This window comes from Pantoea sp. sgz302252 (assembly GCF_042610525.1).
Taxonomy (GTDB): Bacteria; Pseudomonadota; Gammaproteobacteria; order Enterobacterales; family Enterobacteriaceae; genus Erwinia.
In genome coordinates this window covers 1-15,385 of sequence record NZ_JBHDVM010000003.1, presented here as the reverse complement: position 1 = coordinate 15,385, position 15,385 = coordinate 1, and the positions used below count along the sequence as shown (strand labels likewise).

Here is a 15,385-nt window from a genome sequence, read left to right as displayed (position 1 = left end):
GCGTGTCCGTGTTCCGATCTGCCTCTGCCGCTCTGCCACCGATTTAAAAGCGACCTGGGGTTTGTCATCAATCTCATTTATCTTTACCTTTCTTCAACATCCACATAACTCATTACACTTGATCGCCTCTCAACTTTTTTCCGGGCCTGATATTCTGTTAGCCAGGCCGTTTTTTATTCGCTCAATTCGCTTTCTTTGGTCATGCTAAAAGATGACTGCCTCCGGAGATCCAGCCATGAAGCCCATTGATAAACTCACTGAAAATGATGTAACGCCCGAAAGCATTTTCAACGCCCAGCGTCGTCAGGTTATGAAGGCGTTGGGCATCAGCGTTGCTGCTTTATCAGTGCCGCCAGCGCGGGCCGATGTGCTTTCCTGGCTGCAAGGGAAAGGAAAAGAGAGTCCGAAAGCTCCGGTCGGCAAGCCGCTCGACTTTAGCAAACCCGCGCAGTATCAGGCGGATTTAGCGCTGACGCCGGAAGATAAGGTAACGGGCTACAACAACTTTTATGAATTCGGTCTGGATAAGGCCGATCCGGCGGCCAATGCCGGTTCGCTGAAAACCGCCGACTGGAAGATAGCGATCGGTGGCGAAGTCGCGAAGCCGATGACGCTGGATATGGACGATATTTTTAAGCGTTTCCCGCTGGAGCAGCGTATTTATCGCATGCGCTGCGTTGAGGCCTGGTCGATGGTGGTGCCGTGGATCGGCTTTGAGCTGGGTAAGCTGCTGAAAGCCGCGGAGCCCACCAGCAACGCGCGCTATGTTGCTTTTCAGACTATTTACGCGCCGGAAGAGATGCCGGGCCAGCGCGACCGCTTTGTTGGCGGCGGTATTGATTATCCTTATGTGGAAGGGCTACGGCTGGACGAGGCGATGCATCCGCTGACTATGTTGACCACCGGCGTCTATGGCAAAGCGCTGCCGCCGCAGAATGGCGCGCCGATCCGCCTGACCGTGCCGTGGAAGTACGGTTTTAAAGGCATTAAATCCATCGTAAAAATTACGCTGGTCAAAGAGCAGCCGCCTACTACCTGGAATCTGCTGGCCGCCAACGAGTATGGTTTTTACGGCAACGTTAATCCGCATGTCGATCATCCACGCTGGTCACAGGCTACGGAGCGTTTTATCGGCTCCGGCGGCATTCTGGACGTAAAGCGCCAGCCTACGCTGCTGTTTAACGGCTACGGCAGCCAGGTCGCTTCGCTCTATAAAGGTTTAGATCTGCGGGAGAATTTTTAGTGCGTCTGACCAGCAAGCAGATTACCGGCCTGAAAGTTTTGCTGCATCTGGCCGGTTTTTTACCCTTTCTCTGGTTGATTTTAGCCATCAACCAGGGCTGGCTTAGCGCCGACCCGGCCAAGGATATCCAGCATTTTACCGGCCGCACGGCGCTGAAGTTTTTGCTGGGCACGCTGCTGGTGACCCCGCTGGCGCGCTATGGTAAACAGCCTTTGCTAATCCGCGTGCGCCGCCTGCTGGGTCTATGGTGTTTCGCCTGGGCCACGCTGCATCTGGTCAGCTACTCGCTGCTGGAGCTGGGCCTGGCTAATCTAAACCTGTTGGGCTCCGAGCTGATTTCCCGACCTTATCTCACGCTGGGCATTATCAGTTGGTTTATCCTGCTGCTGCTGTCGTTGACTTCATTCCAGAAGGCGCAGCGCAAGCTGGGAAGAAACTGGCAGAGGCTGCATAACACCATCTATCTTGTGCTGATCCTGGCGCCCATTCACTATTTATGGTCGGTAAAGACCTTTTCGCCCCAGCCGTGGATTTATGCGCTGATCGCGCTGGCTTTGCTGCTGTGGCGCTATAAAAAATTCCTGCCGCGGCGGCGATAAGGGCGAATTACGCGGCCAGATTGCGGCTGGCAGAATATCTTCGCTGATACGACCAGTATTTAGCTGCTAATTGCAGTGAAATCGTTATAATGCCCGGTTTTAACCCTGCGAACAGGCCAATTTTCACCATGAAAGGTGACAAATGGCTTTTCCCGTTGTATTTTGTGCGATGCCTCAATTATCGCAGGAGATAGCAGCAAGATGGCTGATAAGTTTCACATACTGCTTTTGAACGGTCCCAACCTGAACCTCCTTGGCACTCGCGAGCCGGAGAAATACGGCAGCACAACGCTGGCAGAAATCGTCAGTGGACTGACCGCGCAGGCTGGCGAACTTGGTGTGAAATTGAGCCATCTGCAGTCCAACGCGGAATACGCGTTAATTGACCGCATTCATGAGGCGAGAGGCAATGTCGATTATATTGTCATTAACCCGGCGGCTTATACACATACCAGCGTAGCGCTTCGCGATGCCCTGCTTGCAGTGAGCATTCCATTTATCGAAGTGCACCTGTCTAACGTGCATGCCCGCGAGCCTTTCCGCCATCATTCTTATCTTTCTGATATTGCTGCCGGCGTAATCTGTGGACTTGGCGTCGACGGTTATACCTGGGCTTTACAGACGGCGGTTAAACGCCTGTCACAATCTAATTAAACAGAGTACGGAACCACACTAATGGATATTCGTAAGATTAAAAAACTGATCGAACTGGTTGAAGAGTCAGGCATTGCTGAACTGGAAATTTCCGAAGGTGAAGAGTCCGTTCGCATCAGTCGTTCCCCGGCCAATTCAGGCTATCCTATGATGCAGCAGGCCTGGGCCGCGCCAATGATGCAGCAGCAGCAGCCAGCTCTGGCGACTGCCGTTGCGCCGGCCACCACGCCAGCAATGGAAGCGCCTGCGGCTGCCGAGATCAGTGGCCACATCGTACGTTCACCAATGGTCGGTACTTTCTACCGTACGCCAAGCCCGGACGCGAAAGCCTTTGTCGAAGTCGGCCAGAAAGTTAATGCTGGCGACACCCTGTGCATCGTTGAAGCGATGAAAATGATGAACCAGATCGAAGCCGATAAATCCGGCGTGGTAAAAGCGATTCTGGTCGAAAGCGGTCAGCCAGTAGAATTTGACGAGCCGCTGGTAGTCATCGAATAACGAGGCGAACCATGCTTGATAAAATTGTAATAGCTAACCGTGGCGAAATCGCGCTGCGTATTCTGCGTGCCTGTAAAGAGCTGGGCATCAAGACCGTGGCCGTGCACTCCAGCGCCGACCGCGATCTGAAACACGTGCTGCTGGCCGATGAGACCGTTTGTATCGGGCCTGCGCCTTCCGTTAAAAGCTACCTGAATATCCCTGCCCTGATTTCCGCTGCGGAGATCACCGGCGCGGTGGCAATTCACCCTGGCTACGGCTTCCTTTCTGAGAACGCCGATTTTGCCGAGCAGGTCGAGCGCTCCGGCTTTATCTTTATCGGGCCAAAAGCAGATACCATCCGCCTGATGGGCGATAAGGTTTCCGCTATCACCGCGATGAAGAAAACCGGTGTCCCAACCGTTCCGGGTTCTGACGGTTCGCTGGGCGAAGATATGGAGAAAAACCGCGCTATCGCTCAACGTATCGGCTACCCGATTATCGTTAAAGCGTCAGGCGGCGGCGGCGGTCGCGGTATGCGCGTTGTGCGCAGCGACAAGGATCTCGAGCAATCCATCAACATGACGAAAGCGGAAGCCAAAGCGGCTTTCAACAACGACATGGTGTATATGGAGAAATTCCTCGAGAATCCTCGCCATATCGAAATCCAGGTACTGGCCGACGGCCAGGGCAACGCCATCTATCTGGCCGAGCGCGACTGCTCCATGCAGCGCCGCCACCAGAAAGTTGTGGAAGAAGCGCCAGCGCCAGGCATCACCGAAGAACAGCGCCGCTTTATCGGTGACCGCTGCGCTAAAGCCTGTATCGATATCGGCTACCGCGGCGCAGGCACCTTTGAGTTCCTGTTCGAAAACGGCGAGTTCTACTTTATTGAGATGAACACCCGTATTCAGGTAGAGCATCCGGTTACCGAGATGATCACCGGCGTCGATCTGATCAAAGAGCAGCTGCGCATCGCTGCCGGTCAGCCGCTGTCGATCAAACAGGAAGACGTGGTAGTGCGCGGCCATGCGGTCGAGTGCCGTATCAACGCGGAAGACCCGAACACCTTCCTGCCGAGCCCGGGTAAAATCACCCGCTTCCACGCGCCGGGCGGCTTCGGCGTACGCTGGGAATCGCATATCTACGCTGGCTATACCGTGCCACCGTACTACGATTCCATGATTGGCAAGCTGATCACCTACGGCGAAACGCGCGAAGTGGCTATTGCCCGCATGAAGAACGCGCTGGCAGAGCTGATCATCGACGGCATCAAGACTAATGTCGAGCTGCAGATGAAGATCATGAGCGACGAACATTTCCAGCAGGGTGGCACCAACATCCACTACCTGGAGAAAAAACTCGGCCTTCAGGAAACCTGATCCGCTTGAGTGAACAAGGAAGGCCGGTTTAACCGGCCTTTTTCTTTGCCTGTAAAGGGAGGAAAAAATGGAAAAACGCTTTGTGCAGGCGCACCGCGAGGCGCGCTGGTCTTTCTGGCTGGCGGTCGCCTATCTTGCTGCCTGGTCGTTAACCGCCGCTTTTGGCGGCAGCGGGCCGGGTTTGACCGGCCTGCCCCGCTGGTTTGAGCTGGCCTGCCTGCTGGTGCCGCTACTGTTTATCCTGCTGTGCTGGCTGATGATCAAACGGGTCTTTCAGGATATTTCGCTGGAGGATAAGGAATGAAAGCCGGCATCATTTTACCGCTGATCGCCTATCTGCTGCTGGTGGCGGCGCTTTCCCTCTACGCCATGCGCAAACGGCGTACAGGCAATTTCCTGAGCGAATATTTTCTCGGTAGCCGCTCGATGGGCGGCTTCGTACTGGCGATGACGCTGACCACGACCTATATCAGCGCCAGTTCGTTTATCGGCGGGCCGGGCGCTGCCTATAAATATGGCCTGGGCTGGGTGCTGCTTTCGATGGTACAGGTTCCCGCAGTCTGGCTGTCGCTGGGCGTATTGGGTAAAAAGTTTGCTATCCTGGCCCGGCGCTATAACGCGCTAACCCTGAACGATATGCTTTATGCCCGTTATGGCAGCACGCTGCTGGTATGGGTCGCCAGCCTGAGCCTGTTGATCGCTTTTATCGGTGCCATGACCGTGCAGTTTATCGGCGGCGCGCGGCTGCTGGAAACGGCAGCAGGCATCCCTTATAGTACCGGCCTGTTGATTTTTGGCGGCGCTATTGCTCTCTACACCGCCTTCGGCGGCTTCCGCGCCAGCGTGCTGAACGATGCCTTACAGGGCGTAGTGATGCTGCTGGGCACCTTTATCCTGCTGTTTGCTGTCATCCACGCTGCTGGCGGCATGCATAGCGCGGTGCAAAAGCTTGAGCAGATCGATCCGCAGCTCGTTGCGCCAGGCGGCGTCGGCCATATTCTCACTCCAACCTTCCTGGCCTCTTTCTCCGTGCTGGTTTGCTTCGGCGTCATTGGCCTGCCGCATACTGCCGTGCGCTGTATCTCTTATAAAGACAGCAAAGCGGTGCATCGGGGAATTTTACTGGGCACCGTCGTGGTTACCGTACTGATGTTCGGTATGCATCTGGCGGGCGCGCTGGGTCGCGCCGTCATGCCAGGCCTGACGATCCCCGACCTGGTGATCCCAACGTTAATGATCCACGTTTTGCCGCCGTTGGCGGCCGGGATCTTTCTTGCGGCGCCAATGGCTGCGATCATGTCGACGATCAATGCGCAACTACTACAATCTTCCGCCACGATCGTGAAAGATCTCTATTTGCGCGCTCGTCCTCAGCAAATGGAAAATGAGCCGCTGCTGAGAAAGATCTCTTCTGCCGTGACGCTGGCGCTGGGTTTACTTTTACTGCTGGCGGCGTGGAATCCGCCTGATATGCTGATCTGGCTTAATTTGCTGGCCTTCGGCGGGCTGGAGGCGGTATTTCTGTGGCCGCTGGTGCTGGGGTTATACTGGGAAAAAGCCAACGCCGCCGGCGCGCTTGCCAGTATGTTTAGCGGCGCAGGCTGCTACACGCTGCTGGCCAGTTTTTCCCTTCAGCCGTGGGGCTTTCACCCGATAGTGCCCGCGCTGCTGTTGAGCCTGATCGCTTTTGCGATCGGCAACCGTTTTGGCCGTGCTGACCGGCCATCGACCTGTTTGACTGACTAAAGAGAATCGCCATGCCCTGGATACAAATGAAAATCAACACCACCGGCGCTCAGGCTGAAGAGCTGGGCGACGCGCTGATCGAGAACGGGGCTGTCTCGGTCACGTTTCAGGATACGCACGACAACCCGGTATTTGAGCCGCTGCCTGGTGAAACGCGCCTGTGGGGCGATACCGATGCAATCGGCCTGTTCGATGCTGAAACCGATATGCAGGATGTGATTGCGGGCCTGGAGCAGCATCCGCTGCTTGGCGCGGGTTTTGCGCATAAAATCGAACAGATTGAAGATAAAGACTGGGAGCGGGAGTGGATGGAAAACTTTCATCCAATGCGTTTCGGCCAGCGCCTGTGGATTTGCCCAAGCTGGCGCGATGTGCCCGATCCGGATGCGGTTAACGTGATGCTGGATCCCGGCCTCGCTTTTGGTACCGGCACGCATCCCACTACCGCAATGTGTCTGAGCTGGCTGGACGGTCTGGATCTGACAGGCAAAACCGTGATCGATTTTGGCTGCGGCTCTGGTATCCTGGCTATCGCTGCTCTTAAGCTAGGCGCGGCGCAGGCTATTGGTATTGATATCGATCCGCAGGCGATCCAGGCCAGCCGCGATAACGCCCAACGCAACGGCGTATCGGAGCGTCTGTCGCTCTATCTGCCGCATGAGCAGCCGGAAAACCTCAGCGCCGATGTTGTGGTCGCCAATATCCTTGCCGGCCCGCTGCGTGAGCTGGCGCCGCTTATCAGCGTGCTGCCCGTAGCTGGCGGCCATCTTGGCCTTTCCGGCGTGCTGGCCAGCCAGGCAGAAGGCGTGTGCGAAGCCTACGCGGATAAGTTCGCGCTGGATCCGGTGGCAGAAAAAGAAGAATGGTGCCGTATCACTGGCGTACGCCGCTAAGCCGCAAGCTGTTCCAGGGAAGGAACAGCCGCTTTTGGCGTTAAGAAAGGCCTTAAGTCCTCCGCTTCGCATCCTGACGCTCTATCACTTCAGTTTTCCCGGTAGATTATCACTTCCTTAACGATATCCCAGTAGCATTTGATGGCGATAACCTTACTATAAGCAGGCCTTTTTATTCACGCGCCGGTTGTCGGCGACTTCAAGGAAATGAAGATGAAAAGATCTGTTCTGCTGCTGGCCTGTCTCGCTTTCTCGCCTGTTCAGGCTGCTTCTGCTATCCACTGGTCTTATGAAGGACAGGGTTCGCCTGAGCACTGGGCCGATTTAGGGAATGAGTTCCAAACCTGTAAAAAGGGCCAGTATCAGTCGCCGATCGATGTTAAGCAGGTGATCGACGGCAAGCTTCCTCCGCTTGGCATGAACTTTCATACCGCTACCCAGACTATCGTTAATAATGGCCATACTATTCAGGTCACGGTTAAAGATAGCGATGATTTTATGCTTGATGGCGAGGCGTTCGTCCTGAAGCAGTTTCACTTTCATACCCCAAGCGAAAATCATCTCTTTGGCCAATCCTTCCCGCTGGAGGCGCATTTCGTGCATGCTAACGCCCAGGGCGAGCTGGCAGTAGTGGCGGTGATGTTCAAAACAGGCGCGGAGAACAAAACGCTGGCGCCGCTGATTGCGGCTTTCCCGGCTGAGGAGGATCGCATAGAGGTGATGAAACAAAATCTCGATTTGGCTTCATTCTTCCCTTCAGACAGGCATTACTATCGTTTCAGCGGTTCGCTGACTACGCCACCCTGTACAGAAGGTGTACGCTGGTTAATTATGAAGCAACCTGTTACGCTCTCTGCTGGGCAGCTGGCCGTGTTTGAGCAAGCGCTGAAACATGCCAATAATCGCCCATTACAACCCTTACATGGGCGTGTAATTGTCGAATAACCGGGTCAATAAAACACCGATTGGCGAAAGCCAATGGCGGCGCTTGTGACGCTTAATGCCCGCGGCGCCGCAATTTATAGTGTTAACTGACTCACAAAAAAAGAAAAATATTTGCACATAATTTAACCTGCATTGCACAACGCATTGTTAAATAACATTATTTATCTGATTCATCGTCTGTACCGGCGACCAATGCACATTTTTAGGGTGAATTGTTCAAAGTTTGGCCTTTCATCTTCTGAAAAAAATGCGTAATATACGCCGCCTTGCGAACACACTATGGTCACTTTTTTTTCATGCGCATAGGAAACCACCAGCTTCGTAATCGCCTGATTGCAGCACCCATGGCCGGAATTACCGACAGGCCTTTCCGGACGCTTTGTTACGCAATGGGCGCTGGTATGACCGTTTCGGAGATGCTGTCGTCAAACCCGGAAGTCTGGGCCAGCGATAAATCCCGACTGCGTATGGTACACAGTGACGAGCCCGGTATCCGTACCGTGCAGATTGCAGGTTGTGACCCTGAAGAGATGGCCGAGGCCGCGCGCGTAAACGCTTTGTCGGGCGCGCAGGTTATTGACATCAACATGGGCTGTCCGGCTAAAAAAGTGAATCGGAAACTGGCGGGCTCTGCCCTGCTGCAGCATCCCGCACTGGTGAAGTCTATCCTGTCGGCGGTGGTCAATGCGGTGGAAGTGCCTGTTACGCTAAAGATTCGCACCGGCTGGGACACGGACAACCGCAATTGTGTTGAAATTGCCCAATTGGCTGAACGTTGTGGCATTCAGGCCCTGACCATCCACGGACGCACACGCGCGTGTTTGTTCAATGGCGAAGCTGAATATGACAGCATTCGGACAGTTAAGCAGAATGTCTCTATCCCGGTTATCGCGAACGGAGACATTACTGACCCGCATAAAGCCAGAGCCGTGCTTGACTATACGGGGGCGGATGCCCTGATGATAGGACGTGCGGCTCAGGGAAGACCGTGGATCTTCCGGGAAATCCAGCATTATCTGGACACTGGGGAGCTGCTGGCACCAATGCCACTGGCTGAAGTAAAGCGCTTGCTTATCGGGCACCTACGGGAACTGCACGACTTTTATGGTCATCGCAAGGGATACCGTATTGCCCGGAAGCACGTCTCCTGGTATCTCCAGGAGCATGCCCCAAACGACCAGTTTCGGCGCACATTCAACGCCATTGAGGATGCCAGCGAACAGCTGGAGGCGTTGGAGGCATACTTCGAAAAACTTGCATAATAGAAATAAAGAGCTGACAGAACTATGTTCGAACAACGCGTAAATTCTGACGTACTGACCGTTTCAACCGTTAACTCCCAGGATCAGGTGACCCAAAAGCCCCTGCGTGACTCGGTCAAACAGGCACTGAAGAACTATTTTGCTCAACTGAATGGTCAGGATGTGAATGACCTGTATGAGCTGGTTTTGGCTGAAGTGGAACAGCCTCTGTTAGACATGGTTATGCAATATACCCGTGGCAATCAGACCCGTGCAGCCCTGATGATGGGCATCAACCGCGGTACGCTGCGTAAGAAACTGAAAAAATACGGCATGAACTAAGTTTCGGTTCATTGTGACAGAGGCGCTACCTGGTGTTAGCGCCTTTTTTAATGTCCGCGATTTGGGCAGAATTGTCTTGATTGTGTAAATAACAGACGGTTAGCTCAACTTCCTGCCGTTTGCGCTGTCTTATTGCCTGTATCGCTATGGAATCACTTCTTTATGCGCTACATCTTTCCATGCATGCATAAAGAGAGAAATATGAAGGAATCTCCTCGCTTTACCCGCAGTTTGCTGCATCCTCGCTACTGGATTACCTGGGCCGGGCTGGCGCTGCTGTTTTTACTGGTGCAGCTGCCGTTTCCGCTGCTGCAGAAGCTGGGCACCTGGATGGGCCGCACCTCGATGCGTTTCCTGAAGCGCCGTATCTCAATTACCCGCCGTAACCTTGAGCTGTGCTTCCCCGAGATGTCTGAAAAGCAGATCGAGCAAAGCATAGTACGCAATTTTGAATCGCTGGGCATGGGGCTGCTGGAAACCGGCATGGCCTGGTTCTGGTCCGATCGCCGCGTCAAGCGCTGGTTTACCGTGAACGGTCTGCACAATCTGCAAGCGGCGCAAAAAGAGGGACGCGGCGCGCTGATTATCGGCGTTCATTTTATGTCGCTGGAGCTGGGCGGCCGGGCGATGGGTCTCTGCCAGCCAATGATGGCGATGTACCGCCCGCACAATAATAAATTAATGGAGTGGGTGCAGACCAAAGGGCGCATGCGTTCCAACAAAGCGATGATCAATCGTCGCGACCTGCGCGGCATGGTACAGGCGCTAAAACAAGGCGAAGCGGTCTGGTTTGCCCCGGATCAGGATTACGGCCCAAAAGGCAGCGTGTTCGCTCCGCTGTTCGCTGTGCCACAGGCGGCAACCACCAGCGGTACCTGGATGCTGGCGCGCATGGCTAAGCCTGCCATGATTACCGTGGTTCTGATCCGCAACGAAGACGGCAGCGGTTACGAGCTGGTGATCCAGCCTGAACTGCAAGATTATCCTGTTGCAGATGAGCAACAGGCGGCTGCTTATATGAATAAGGTTATCGAAACCGAAATCATGCGCGCGCCCGATCAATATATGTGGCTGCATCGTCGCTTCAAAACCCGCCCGGACGGCTCACAACCGCTCTACTGACAGGCAGCAATCCGGAACAGCTGCCAGTGGCTGTTCCGGCGGTTCGTCTTTTCGCTTTCGGGCACCCTGTTTCCTGCTTTCCTTTCTTCGCACGACCAGCGCTTTTGCGCTTTCGCTCACATCACCCGCTTATTTCAGGAAACCTTCTGCACTATTTGTGACCAACAGCGCGGCTTTTGCCTCACGCTGGTGCGCATTATTAGCCAAACTTTCAATCGGCTTCCAATTATTAGCAAACCTTTCCGGGCAATTCAGGGCGCGATAAAACTGGCATTTCCTTTGCAGTGTTGTGATGGCTTTTCAGGATAAGCGCGCCGCAGCGTGCGCTAAAACATAACCAAACGCTTACGCCACACAGGATGCTTTATGAAAAAAATGATGCTCTCCACACTGGTGGCCGCTGCGGCCTTATTCGCAACGGCAGCTCATGCCGGCGCCACGCTGGATGGGATTAAAAAGAAAGGTTTTGTACAGTGTGGGATCAGCGACGGCCTCCCCGGCTTTTCGTTCGCCGACGCCAGCGGCAAATTCAGCGGTATTGATGTGGATGTATGCCGTGCCGCGGCCGCCGCAGTGTTCGGCGATGCAACAAAGGTAAAATATACGCCGCTAACCGCTAAAGAGCGCTTTACCGCGTTACAGTCTGGCGAAGTAGATATTCTTTCGCGCAACACCACCTGGACCTCTTCCCGCGATGGCGGCATGGGCTTCCTGTTTGCCGGCGTGAACTATTACGACGGCATTGGGTTTTTAACGCATCAGAAAGCGGGCCTGAAAAGCGCTAAGGAGTTGGATGGCGCGACGGTTTGTATTCAGGCGGGCACCGATACCGAGCTAAACGTCGCCGATTATTTTAAAGCTAACAAGATGCAGTATACGCCTGTGACTTTCGATCGCTCTGACGAATCCGCCAAAGCGTTGGATACCGGCCGCTGCGATACGCTGGCTTCCGATCAGTCACAGCTTTACGCGCTGCGCATTAAATTAGGCAAACCGGACGATTTTATCGTGCTGCCAGAGGTGATTTCGAAAGAACCCCTGGGGCCGGTGGTACGCCGTGGCGACGATGACTGGTTCACTATCGTGAAGTGGTCGCTGTTCGCAATGTTGAATGCGGAAGAGATGGGCGTTACCTCTAAAAACGTCGAACAGATGGCAGCAAAACCTTCCACGCCGGATATGGCGCATCTGCTGGGCACTGAAGGCGACTTCGGCAAAGATCTGAAGCTGGATAACAAGTGGGCCTTCAACATCATTAAGCAGGTCGGCAACTATCAGGAAGTCTTTGACCGCAACGTGGGTAAAGACAGCCAGCTGAAAATCGCTCGCGGACAGAACGCGCTCTGGAATAAAGGCGGCATTCAGTACGCCCCGCCGGTACGTTAATTTCCCCGCTGCAACAGGGCGCCGTCCGGCGCCCTTGTCAGAATTCGTGACCGAGGATTCACTATGTCTCAACGCCCGTCCGTGAAAAGGGATATTTCCTTTAGCAATCCTGCGGTGCGCGCCTGGCTGTACCAGATTATCGCCGTAGCGCTGGTGCTGATCGTAGCAGGCTATCTGATCCACAATACGCTAATCAACCTGGCCAGCCGCGGCATCACCTCCGGCTTCGGCTTTCTGGAACGCAGCGCGGGTTTCGGCATCGTTCAGCATCTTATCGACTACAGCGAGGGCGATAGCTATGCCCGCGTCTTTCTGGTCGGCTTAACTAATACGCTGCTGGTTTCCGCGCTTTGCATTGTTTTCGCTTCCCTGCTGGGCTTTTTTATCGGGCTTGCCCGCCTGTCGGATAACTGGCTGCTGCGGAAGATTTCAACGATCTACATTGAGATTTTCCGCAATATTCCGCCGCTGCTGCAAATCTTTTTCTGGTATTTTGCCGTGCTGCGTAACCTGCCGGGGCCGCGCCAGGCGGTAAATGCATTTGAACTGGCTTTTCTCAGTAACCGCGGCCTCTATATTCCCTCGCCGGAATATGCGCCGGGCACATGGCCTTTTGTCTTATCTCTGCTGCTGGCTGTGGCAGGCAGTATTGCTCTGTTCCGCTACAACCGCAGCTATCAGCTTAAAACGGGCCGGTTAAGGCGTAGCTGGCCTGTCATAGTGATAATGCTGCTTCTTTTCCCTCTGCTCGCCCATCTGGCATTTGGCGCGGCAATGCACTGGGATGTACCGGCGTTACGTGGCTTCAATTTCCGCGGCGGCTTCGTACTTATTCCTGAACTGGCGGCGCTAACGCTGGCGCTTTCTATTTATACTTCTTCTTTTATCGCCGAAGTGATCCGCGCCGGGATCCAGTCAGTCCCCCATGGACAGAGTGAAGCAGCCCGCTCGCTGGGCCTGCCTAATCCGGTGACGCTGCGCCAGGTCATTATTCCACAGGCGATGCGGGTCATTATTCCACCGCTGACCAGCCAGTATTTGAATATCGTCAAAAATTCCTCGCTGGCGGCGGCAATCGGCTATCCCGATATGGTATCGCTGTTTGCCGGGACGGTATTGAATCAGACTGGCCAGGCAATAGAAACCATCGCCATTACTATGAGCGTCTATCTGATTATCAGCCTGCTGATCTCACTGTTGATGAATATCTATAACCGTAAAATCCGGCTGATCGAGCGTTAAGAGAACGGGATAACTATGACTATAGCCACGCATGATACGCAGCCTGTTGCGGCCAGTTCTTTAATGCGAGCCGTAAAATGGGCAAGAAAAAATCTGTTTTCGAGCTGGGGTAATTCGCTGCTGACGCTGTTTTGCCTGTGGGTTATCTGGAGCCTGATCCCGCCAGCGCTAAACTGGCTTATTTTTCAAGCCAACTGGACTGGCACGACCCGAGCGGACTGCACTAAAGAAGGCGCATGCTGGGTCTTTATTCACGCCCGCTTCGGGCAATTTATGTATGGGCTTTACCCGCACGAACTGCGCTGGCGCATTAACCTGGCATTAGTTATTGGCCTTCTGTCTGTTGCGCCAATGTTCCTGAAATCCCTGCCGCGCCGGGGGAGTTATATCGCCGTCTGGGCTGTGGTCTATCCGGTAGTGGTTTGGGTTCTGCTCTATGGCGGTTTTCTGGGCCTTGAACGTGTGGAAACCCGCCAGTGGGGCGGCCTGACGCTAACGCTGATTATCGCTTCGGTCGGCATTGCAGGCGCTCTACCCTTAGGCATTCTACTGGCGCTTGGACGACGTTCAACCTTGCCGGTGGTGCGCTCATTATCGATTATCTTTATCGAATTCTGGCGCGGTGTGCCGCTAATTACGGTGTTATTTATGTCCTCAGTAATGCTGCCGCTGTTTATGGCGGAAGGCAGCAGTATCGATAAGCTGATTCGGGCGCTGGTTGGGGTAATCCTTTTTCAGTCTGCTTACGTGGCGGAAGTAGTACGCGGAGGGTTGCAGGCTTTGCCTAAAGGGCAGTACGAGGCTGCAGAATCGCTGGCGCTGGGCTACTGGAAAACTCAGGGACTGGTTATTCTGCCGCAGGCGCTGAAGTTGGTGATCCCAGGGCTGGTCAATACCATCATCGCTCTTTTTAAAGACACCAGTCTGGTCATTATTATCGGACTTTTCGATCTCTTCAGCAGCGTGCAGCAGGCTACGGTGGATCCCGCCTGGCTTGGTATGTCGACTGAAGGCTATGTTTTTGCCGCTCTGGTTTACTGGATTTTCTGTTTCAGCATGTCGCGTTACAGCCAGTATCTGGAAAGGCGTTTTCACACCGGGCGCACGCCGCACTGAGGCTTATTATGACCAAACCTTTAATTCACTCCGATGAGGCGATGATGATTACGCTGGAAAACGTTAATAAATGGTACGGGCAATTTCATGTGCTGAAGGATATTAATCTACAGGTAAAGGCGCGGGAACGTATTGTGCTCTGCGGCCCTTCCGGCTCCGGAAAATCTACCACTATTCGCTGCATCAATCATCTTGAAGAACATCAGCAGGGACGGATTGTGGTTGACGGCATTCATCTTAACGATGATTTACGCAATATCGAGCGTGTTCGCACGGAAGTGGGTATGGTGTTTCAGCACTTTAACCTTTTCCCTCATCTGAGCGTGCTGCAAAACTGCACGCTGGCGCCAATTTGGGTGCGGAAAACCGCTAAAAAGGAAGCTGAGGCGCTGGCGATGCATTATCTGGAACGCGTGCGGATAGCCGAGCATGCACATAAGTTTCCAGGACAGCTTTCCGGCGGGCAGCAGCAGCGCGTGGCTATCGCCCGGTCGCTCTGCATGAAGCCCAAGATTATGCTGTTTGACGAACCTACTTCTGCGCTGGATCCTGAAATGGTTAAAGAAGTGCTGGATACGATGATTGGTTTGGCTGAAGATGGAATGACGATGCTTTGCGTTACGCATGAGATGGGTTTCGCCCGGACTGTGGCCGATCGGGTAATCTTTATGGACAGAGGCGAGATCGTTGAGCAGGCGCCGCCGCAGGAATTTTTCTCTGCACCGAAATCAGAACGAACGCGCGCTTTCCTTTCTCAGGTAATACATTAACGAAGAATGCCGCTAAAGGCTCAGCTGTAAGCTGGGCTTTTTATAAGCTCAGGCCGCGTTTTTGTACAATACCGTCCTTTATTTCCCTGAACCTAAACGCAAAAAACCCCGGCCTTTCGGTCGGGGCTATCGCAATTTGATGCCCGGCAGTTCCCTGGTCCCGCATCGGGATATTTTACCGTCGCGCAGACGCAAAAAACCCCGGCCTTTCGGTCGGGGTTATCGCA

The 15,385-nt window shown here is 54.1% G+C and carries 16 protein-coding genes; all 16 read left to right on the top strand.

Annotated elements, in window-relative coordinates; all coding sequences use genetic code 11:
- Positions 1–235 precede the first annotated feature (235 nt).
- The 16 genes from msrP (at position 236) to ACETPC_RS06270 (ending at position 15,158) form a co-directional block, all read left to right on the top strand.
- Complete coding sequence (gene msrP, locus ACETPC_RS06345) at positions 236–1,243, top strand: protein-methionine-sulfoxide reductase catalytic subunit MsrP (RefSeq protein ID WP_380179752.1); 1,008 nt, start codon at positions 236–238, stop codon at positions 1,241–1,243.
- A complete protein-coding gene (msrQ, locus tag ACETPC_RS06340) occupies positions 1,243–1,842 on the top strand; it encodes a protein-methionine-sulfoxide reductase heme-binding subunit MsrQ (RefSeq protein ID WP_380179750.1) in 600 nt (199 codons plus the stop codon). The genes msrP and msrQ overlap by 1 nt, the downstream gene beginning before the upstream one ends.
- Positions 1,843–2,043: 201 nt before the next feature.
- Complete coding sequence (gene aroQ, locus ACETPC_RS06335; RefSeq protein ID WP_380179748.1) at positions 2,044–2,496, top strand: type II 3-dehydroquinate dehydratase; 453 nt, start codon at positions 2,044–2,046, stop codon at positions 2,494–2,496.
- A 21-nt stretch (positions 2,497–2,517) separates the two neighbouring features.
- The gene (gene accB / locus ACETPC_RS06330) at positions 2,518–2,994 is read left to right on the top strand and encodes an acetyl-CoA carboxylase biotin carboxyl carrier protein (protein ID WP_380179746.1); all 477 of its coding nucleotides are present in this window, start codon (positions 2,518–2,520) and stop codon (positions 2,992–2,994) included.
- Positions 2,995–3,005: 11 nt separating this feature from the next.
- The gene (gene accC / locus ACETPC_RS06325) at positions 3,006–4,355 is read left to right on the top strand and encodes an acetyl-CoA carboxylase biotin carboxylase subunit (protein WP_380179744.1); all 1,350 of its coding nucleotides are present in this window, start codon (positions 3,006–3,008) and stop codon (positions 4,353–4,355) included.
- A 67-nt stretch (positions 4,356–4,422) separates the two neighbouring features.
- A complete protein-coding gene (locus tag ACETPC_RS06320; RefSeq protein WP_380179742.1) occupies positions 4,423–4,659 on the top strand; it encodes a YhdT family protein in 237 nt (78 codons plus the stop codon).
- On the top strand, positions 4,656–6,101 hold the full coding sequence (panF, locus tag ACETPC_RS06315; protein WP_380179740.1) for a sodium/pantothenate symporter: 1,446 nt from the start codon (positions 4,656–4,658) through the stop codon (positions 6,099–6,101). Before ACETPC_RS06320 ends, panF begins: the two co-directional genes overlap by 4 nt.
- Positions 6,102–6,112: 11 nt before the next feature.
- Complete coding sequence (gene prmA, locus ACETPC_RS06310) at positions 6,113–6,994, top strand: 50S ribosomal protein L11 methyltransferase (protein ID WP_380179738.1); 882 nt, start codon at positions 6,113–6,115, stop codon at positions 6,992–6,994.
- A 207-nt stretch (positions 6,995–7,201) separates the two neighbouring features.
- Positions 7,202–7,939 (top strand): carbonic anhydrase, encoded by a 738-nt coding sequence (locus tag ACETPC_RS06305; protein WP_380179736.1) that lies wholly within the window; start codon positions 7,202–7,204, stop codon positions 7,937–7,939.
- A 296-nt stretch (positions 7,940–8,235) separates the two neighbouring features.
- Entirely contained in the window at positions 8,236–9,201 is a 966-nt protein-coding gene (gene dusB, locus ACETPC_RS06300; RefSeq protein WP_380179734.1) for a tRNA dihydrouridine synthase DusB, read from the top strand.
- A 24-nt stretch (positions 9,202–9,225) separates the two neighbouring features.
- Positions 9,226–9,522: a DNA-binding transcriptional regulator Fis gene (fis, locus tag ACETPC_RS06295; protein WP_000462905.1), complete on the top strand. Its 297-nt coding sequence runs from the start codon at positions 9,226–9,228 to the stop codon at positions 9,520–9,522.
- A gap of 201 nt (positions 9,523–9,723) precedes the next feature.
- Positions 9,724–10,644: a kdo(2)-lipid IV(A) palmitoleoyltransferase gene (lpxP, locus tag ACETPC_RS06290; RefSeq protein WP_380179710.1), complete on the top strand. Its 921-nt coding sequence runs from the start codon at positions 9,724–9,726 to the stop codon at positions 10,642–10,644.
- A 366-nt stretch (positions 10,645–11,010) separates the two neighbouring features.
- On the top strand, positions 11,011–12,030 hold the full coding sequence (locus ACETPC_RS06285; RefSeq protein ID WP_380179708.1) for an amino acid ABC transporter substrate-binding protein: 1,020 nt from the start codon (positions 11,011–11,013) through the stop codon (positions 12,028–12,030).
- Positions 12,031–12,093: 63 nt separating this feature from the next.
- Entirely contained in the window at positions 12,094–13,272 is a 1,179-nt protein-coding gene (locus ACETPC_RS06280; RefSeq protein WP_380179706.1) for an amino acid ABC transporter permease, read from the top strand.
- Positions 13,273–13,287: 15 nt separating this feature from the next.
- Positions 13,288–14,388 (top strand): amino acid ABC transporter permease, encoded by a 1,101-nt coding sequence (locus ACETPC_RS06275; RefSeq protein ID WP_380179704.1) that lies wholly within the window; start codon positions 13,288–13,290, stop codon positions 14,386–14,388.
- A gap of 8 nt (positions 14,389–14,396) precedes the next feature.
- Entirely contained in the window at positions 14,397–15,158 is a 762-nt protein-coding gene (locus tag ACETPC_RS06270) for an amino acid ABC transporter ATP-binding protein (RefSeq protein WP_380179701.1), read from the top strand.
- The last annotated feature ends 227 nt before the right edge of the window (positions 15,159–15,385 follow it).

What these genes read in the sequence shown, in the direction of transcription:
- ACETPC_RS06285 (WP_380179708.1), top strand. Translation starts at nt 11,011, where the DNA reads ATGAAAAAAATGATGCTCTCCACACTGGTGGCCGCTGCGGCCTTATTC.
- dusB (WP_380179734.1), top strand. Translation starts at nt 8,236, where the DNA reads ATGCGCATAGGAAACCACCAGCTTCGTAATCGCCTGATTGCAGCACCC.
- ACETPC_RS06280 (WP_380179706.1), top strand. Translation starts at nt 12,094, where the DNA reads ATGTCTCAACGCCCGTCCGTGAAAAGGGATATTTCCTTTAGCAATCCT.
- panF (WP_380179740.1), top strand. Translation starts at nt 4,656, where the DNA reads ATGAAAGCCGGCATCATTTTACCGCTGATCGCCTATCTGCTGCTGGTG.
- accB (WP_380179746.1), top strand. Translation starts at nt 2,518, where the DNA reads ATGGATATTCGTAAGATTAAAAAACTGATCGAACTGGTTGAAGAGTCA.
- accC (WP_380179744.1), top strand. Translation starts at nt 3,006, where the DNA reads ATGCTTGATAAAATTGTAATAGCTAACCGTGGCGAAATCGCGCTGCGT.
- lpxP (WP_380179710.1), top strand. Translation starts at nt 9,724, where the DNA reads ATGAAGGAATCTCCTCGCTTTACCCGCAGTTTGCTGCATCCTCGCTAC.
- ACETPC_RS06270 (WP_380179701.1), top strand. Translation starts at nt 14,397, where the DNA reads ATGACCAAACCTTTAATTCACTCCGATGAGGCGATGATGATTACGCTG.
- ACETPC_RS06305 (WP_380179736.1), top strand. Translation starts at nt 7,202, where the DNA reads ATGAAGATGAAAAGATCTGTTCTGCTGCTGGCCTGTCTCGCTTTCTCG.
- fis (WP_000462905.1), top strand. Translation starts at nt 9,226, where the DNA reads ATGTTCGAACAACGCGTAAATTCTGACGTACTGACCGTTTCAACCGTT.
- ACETPC_RS06320 (WP_380179742.1), top strand. Translation starts at nt 4,423, where the DNA reads ATGGAAAAACGCTTTGTGCAGGCGCACCGCGAGGCGCGCTGGTCTTTC.
- msrP (WP_380179752.1), top strand. Translation starts at nt 236, where the DNA reads ATGAAGCCCATTGATAAACTCACTGAAAATGATGTAACGCCCGAAAGC.
- prmA (WP_380179738.1), top strand. Translation starts at nt 6,113, where the DNA reads ATGCCCTGGATACAAATGAAAATCAACACCACCGGCGCTCAGGCTGAA.
- aroQ (WP_380179748.1), top strand. Translation starts at nt 2,044, where the DNA reads ATGGCTGATAAGTTTCACATACTGCTTTTGAACGGTCCCAACCTGAAC.
- ACETPC_RS06275 (WP_380179704.1), top strand. Translation starts at nt 13,288, where the DNA reads ATGACTATAGCCACGCATGATACGCAGCCTGTTGCGGCCAGTTCTTTA.